Source organism: Acinetobacter sp. UBA6526 (genome assembly GCF_002434875.1).
In the GTDB taxonomy this organism is placed as follows: domain Bacteria; phylum Pseudomonadota; class Gammaproteobacteria; order Pseudomonadales; family Moraxellaceae; genus Acinetobacter; species Acinetobacter venetianus.
Window position 1 is genome coordinate 1 of record NZ_DJLC01000027.1, and the last position, 5,711, is coordinate 5,711.

A 5,711-nucleotide genomic window follows, 5' to 3' on the forward strand; every position below is an offset into this window, starting at 1 on the left:
TCCCCCACTAGATCACTAATTTCTTTAATAATTTCATAGCCATGTTTCGGGCTTTGTTGAATGAGATGCAGCACTAACAGTTTCATGCGACCTGATTCAAACAAGCGACCACGGCGACCAGAACGGTGATGTTCTCTATGCTGGAGATCACGTTCGCTTTCGTGATGATCGGATACCTGTTTCATCTTTATTTTTCTCATATTGCTCAATTCATGCATATTAAGATATATCTTAAATTATCTTAACACAAGATAAGATATATCTTCATATATTAAAACTTTGATATTGAACGAGTTATTTATTTTAAATTGAGTTTTCCTTTGACGATTAGACGAAATAGAGCAATTTGAACTATTTTGATCACTCCTGTAAAAATAATTAATTTTTTGGAGCAAAAATAATATGAACATTTCACCTTTCCCTTTTCAAATAACCCATTGGGATCAAATAGAAAAAACAGAGTATTGTGGTGAAACAGGGTAGCCGATTGAAAACACAATTTTTTGGTGACGATGCCAATAAAATTAAATAAGGCTCGTTGAGTATTCTGCCAATTATTTAGCTGATCATTGGTGTGAAAAAGGTCATATATTATTCTGTTTAGAAGGCGAGTTAGAAAGTAGATTAAAAGATGGAAGGAAATTTATTTTAACTTCAGGCATGAGTTATCAAGTCGGTGATCATTCAGAACCTCATCAGTCTTTTACCTCAAAAGGAGCTAAGTTATTTATCATCTGAATCTGGTTTCGACAAGATGGGTATATTTTAAATGGTATAAAATGAGAAATAGGTTATTTTAAAATAGGATAATCCTTCCTAAATAAGCGAAGTAAAAATTAAACAATACGCAGCCAACAAAAGTGCTGTTATTTATCATCGCTCCCTAAAGGATTTCTTCTTTTTTATTATAGAATCAATTCACATTCTTTTAACCACGTTTAATAATCTAGGTCAAAAATGAAGTCAAATGTAAAAACTGTATTCTATTTTTTTAGCCTTATAAGTAGCTTAACTCTGAACCCCTGCCAACTCGCCTATGCTGAAATAGAAATAGAAGAACAAAATAATATTTATATCGATGCCTCTACAGATGATAGCGATAACTCTATATATTCTGAAAACTGGTCAGACCAAAAAAAAACTCGAGATAAAAATTACGATCCATTTAAAGATTCATCTCAGCACTATTTACTTAACCCACGCTATTTTGTCATTAACGGCAAAACTGCCGTATTTTACTACCCACTCAGTGAAGCTCAAAATCCAGCGCTCCTTTATACAAGCATTGATGACAAAACCAATTTCACACTCACTCAATCTTATGGCTCAGTTCAGCAATCACTAACCCTTAAAAAACAATTACCAAATCAACTTAAAGATCACCAATTATTTGCCATACAGGAACAAGGTAAAAATTTACTCCTCATTTTCCGCAGTCGTTATATTCTCACACCCACTGAAAAACAACACAATGCTCAAATTCATCAGATGTTTGCAGACAATTTATACCGTTCAAGCTATGAATTGATCGAGGTCACACCAGAAGCCAAACTATTACATCGCGCTCAATTTATTGCTCCCAACCCAGAAAATGGGATGGGTTTTGGTCCAAAATTTAACGATAAAATAGGTGACTACGAAGCTAACATTATTCAATATCAAACTAAGACACCAGGTGACTATCAAACAGTTAAACCTTTTGATATTGAGCATATTTATGATTATCAAAATGGTCAACTTAGCAAAAATACTCACAAACATTATCTTTCAATCAGCGAACGTCGAGCACTTAAAGAGAATATTGAAAGTATCAATGCAGAATTATTAGAAGATCAATATCAAGAATCTCAAAAAGAGCAAATACCGCAGCCAAGCTCTTGTCTAAATGACTTTTGGGTATTTCACGATCAAGCTGCACCTAAAGGCGTAAACTGGGGCAATCCTTGGTTACAGCAACAAACCAAACTCTATCAAATTTTTATTCAAGAATATGAATCTGGAAAGCATTATAGCTGGAGTAATTTTAGGAAACGTTATTGTGAATTAAACTAAGCACCGAGGTTATAACCATACAAAGTGAGAAGATTATCATATTTTAAAATATACATTTTGAAATTAAAAAAAAGCCGACTTTTCCAAGTCGGCTTTTTTGATCTATTTTAGAGGTTTTTGAAATCCCTCTGCCACGAGCATCTTGCACTTCATTTTAAAGTTTCACATTAAAACTCGTTCATGGCGTAAAATCAGCAAAATGTGTTGCATTTTGAAAGCTCACTGCCGCGGGCGCAGCCCTTGGCGTAAATTTGGCTAAAAGCTATCGCTTTTAGAAAGCCCAAATTTACTCCCATTCAATCGTAGCTGGTGGCTTAGATGACACGTCATATACAACACGTGAAACATCTTTGATTTCATTCATGATACGCGTAGAGATTTTATCAACCAACTCGTATGGCAAGTGCGCAAAACGTGCTGTCATAAAGTCAACCGTTTCCACCGCACGAAGTGCAATCACCCATGCATAACGACGACCATCACCAACAACACCTACTGATTTCACAGGCTGGAATACCGCAAATGCTTGTGCAGTTTTGTCATACCAACCACTGGCACGCAGCTCTTGCATAAAGATATCATCAGCAAGACGCAGAATATCTGCATATTCTTTTTTCACTTCACCCAAGATACGCACACCCAAACCTGGACCTGGGAATGGATGACGGTAAATCATGCTATGAGGTAAACCTAAAGTCGTACCTAATTTACGAACTTCATCTTTAAACAAGTCACGTAATGGTTCAACAAGGTCAAACGCTAAATCTTCTGGTAAACCACCCACGTTGTGATGTGATTTAATCACGTGTGCTTTACCTTGTTTGCTTGCAGCAGATTCGATCACGTCAGGATAAATCGTACCTTGCGCCAAGAATTTCACGCCATCAAGTTTACGTGCTTCTTCAGCAAATACTTCGATGAATTCACGGCCAATGATCTTACGTTTTTTCTCAGGATCAACTTCACCTGCCAACGCAGTTAGGAAACGCTCTTCAGCATCAGCACGGATCACACGGATACCCATGTTATCAGCGAACATTTGCATCACTTGATCACCTTCGTTTAAACGAAGTAAACCATTGTCTACAAATACACATGTAAGCTGATCGCCAATTGCCTTATGCAACAACGCAGCAACAACAGATGAATCTACACCACCAGACAAACCTAGAAGAACTTTCTCATCACCGATTTGTGCACGTAATTGTTCGACACGAAGGTCGATAATGTGTTCAGGTGTCCAAAGACCGCGACAACCACAAATCTTATGCACAAAGTTAGAAAGTAATTCAGCACCTTTCGCTGTATGAGTTACTTCTGGGTGGAATTGCACACCATAGAAACGACGAGTTTCATCGCTTACCGCAGCAAATGGGCAGCTTGGTGTACTTGCAGTGACTTGGAAACCTTCAGGAATCGCGCTGACTTTGTCGCCATGGCTCATCCAAACATGCAATTGGTTTTCACGATCTTGTAAGTTACCAATCAATTGATCACGAACAACGATGTCAACTTCTGCATAACCAAATTCATGTACTGTACCCGGCTCTACTTTACCTCCAAGCTGTTCAGACATGGTTTGTAAACCATAGCAAATACCCAAAACTGGTACACCAAGTTCAAATACAACTTGAGGTGCGCGTGGGCTACCCTCTTCATGTACACTCTCAGGGCCACCTGACAAAATAATCCCGTTCGGATTAAATGCACGAATGTCTTCTTCAGACATATCAAATGCAAACATTTCAGAGTAGACACCTGCTTCACGTACACGACGTGCAATGAGCTGGCTATATTGAGAGCCGAAATCCAAAATAAGGATACGATCTTCAGTAATTTGAGTATTGGTCGTCATGGCGAATCATAAAAGACAAATGAATTAAGCGCCATATTCTAACATTTTTCATGCATTGGCGCACCGCAATTCATCATCTATCTTATTTTTTAGATTTTGTTGTCAATTAGCACTGATATTTAAACTAAAATTTCACAGTAAAGAGTCTATTTAAGCGAGTTAAATCAACATTTCTTGTCAATTATGCTCAACACAAAACAAAAATTGGTGCTAAGATGATGAATCGAAAAATATGCATTACCATGGAAAGGTATTCAATCGACCTCATCGTTTCCTTTCATGTGATTGCGATGTCCTTGATACAAGGAAAACTAAAAATTCTAAAGATATTGGTGAACTGACCAATGTCCTAAAATATTTCACTATCCTCTATCGCTTGCCCGACCACGAGCAACAATTAGGACTTGAAGGACCAATACAATAATGTTTCAAGAAATGATTGCGGATTTTCATCAGAATTTCTGGTTATATATTTCGATCCCATTTATTAGTGGCTTTATTGGTTATATAACCAAAGTGATTGCGATCCAAATGATGTTCGCACCACTTGAATTTAAAGGGTTTAGATTATTTGGTCTTCCAATTGGATGGCAAGGAATCGTTCCTCGTAAAGCAGAAAAAATGGCAACCACTGCGGTTGAACTGATGACTTCCAAGCTCATCAAACCTGAAGAAATTTTTGCACGATTAGATCCAAAGCGTATCGCACAAGAAATCGAAAAACCTCTCATGGCGGCTGCTGAAGATATTACCCGTGAAGTTGCACAACAATATCAACCCGGTTTATGGGAAGGCATGCCAGAGTTTGCACGTCAAAAACTGATCAAACGTGTGCAAGCCAAAGCGCCTGAAATCGTTGAACATATCATGGGTGAAGTACAAAAAGATGTCGCCAAGTACTTCGATATCAAACACATGGTCGTCAACAATCTACTCAAAGATAAACGCCTCCTCAACGAAATCTTTAAAAAAGTCGGCAAACAAGAATTCAAATTTTTTAGTAATGTCGGCTTTGTTTTTGGTTTCGCGATTGGTGTGGTTCAAATGCTGTGCTGGATCGTGACGCAAGGTAAATACCCATGGATGTTGCCGATGTTTGGTGGCTTTGTCGGTTTTTTCAGTGACTGGATGGCGCTACAAATGATGTTCCGTCCGTTGTATCCAAAGAAGGTGCTGGGCTACACATGGCAAGGTTTATTCATTAAACGTCAGAATGAGGTTGCCGCAGATTATGCTGCTTTGATCTCAAAACAATTACTAACATCACGCAACATGATGGAAGAACTTTTCTCTGGGACGCACTCAGACAAAGTGATTGAATTAGTCAGCCGCCATGTCAAACAAGAAATTGATTTACAAGCAGGTATTGTACGTCCATTGGTGGTTTATGCGATTGGTGGTGAGAAATACCAAAACCTTAAATCAGAAGTTGCTGAGCGTATTTTAAAACAGCTTCCAGATACCATGCGCTATGTTGAATCTTATGCTGAAGATGCAATGAATGTTCGTAATACACTGGTTGAACGGATGCAGAAACTTAGCCCTGAAGAGTTTGAAGGTATGCTCCGCCCTGCATTTAAAGAAGATGAATGGTCTTTGATTATTGTGGGTGCTGTGTTGGGTTTCCTTGTTGGGGAAATGCAAATTCACTTCATGTTATAAAAATTTCGATCATAAAAAAGGAAGCTGCTGCTCACTGCTGTCCCACAAATATCACAAGAAGAACCTCAATTGAGGTTCTTCTTGTTTTCGCCATTTTTTATCAGGCACAAAGAGTGACCTTAAAAGTTTCCTTTCAAATAAA

Annotated in this window: 3 protein-coding genes and 2 pseudogenes; 3 read left to right on the forward strand and 2 right to left on the reverse strand. The window is 38.0% G+C overall.

All coding sequences use genetic code 11. The features are described from left to right. Positions 1 to 185, reverse strand: a pseudogene (locus B4237_RS02030) (helix-turn-helix transcriptional regulator); the annotation flags it as partial. 217 nt (positions 186 to 402) lie between these two features. On the opposite strand from B4237_RS02030, the pseudogene B4237_RS02035 reads away from it, so the two are divergent. Further along, positions 403 to 738 (forward strand): annotated as a pseudogene (locus tag B4237_RS02035) (DHCW motif cupin fold protein). Positions 739 to 957: 219 nt separating this feature from the next. Further along, entirely contained in the window at positions 958 to 2,052 is a 1,095-nt protein-coding gene (locus B4237_RS02040; RefSeq protein ID WP_286941095.1) for a hypothetical protein, read from the forward strand. Between the two features lie 286 nt (positions 2,053 to 2,338). Here the strand turns inward: B4237_RS02040 and guaA are convergent, their stop codons facing one another. Then, positions 2,339 to 3,907, reverse strand: coding sequence for a glutamine-hydrolyzing GMP synthase (gene guaA, locus B4237_RS02045; RefSeq protein WP_004882034.1), 1,569 nt, complete (start codon positions 3,905 to 3,907; stop codon positions 2,339 to 2,341). A gap of 435 nt (positions 3,908 to 4,342) precedes the next feature. Here guaA and B4237_RS02050 point away from each other — a divergent pair, with 435 nt between their 5' ends. After that, positions 4,343 to 5,569 carry a DUF445 family protein gene (locus tag B4237_RS02050; RefSeq protein ID WP_171054747.1) on the forward strand — a complete coding sequence of 409 codons (1,227 nt, stop codon included), beginning with the start codon at positions 4,343 to 4,345 and terminating at the stop codon, positions 5,567 to 5,569. The last annotated feature ends 142 nt before the right edge of the window (positions 5,570 to 5,711 follow it).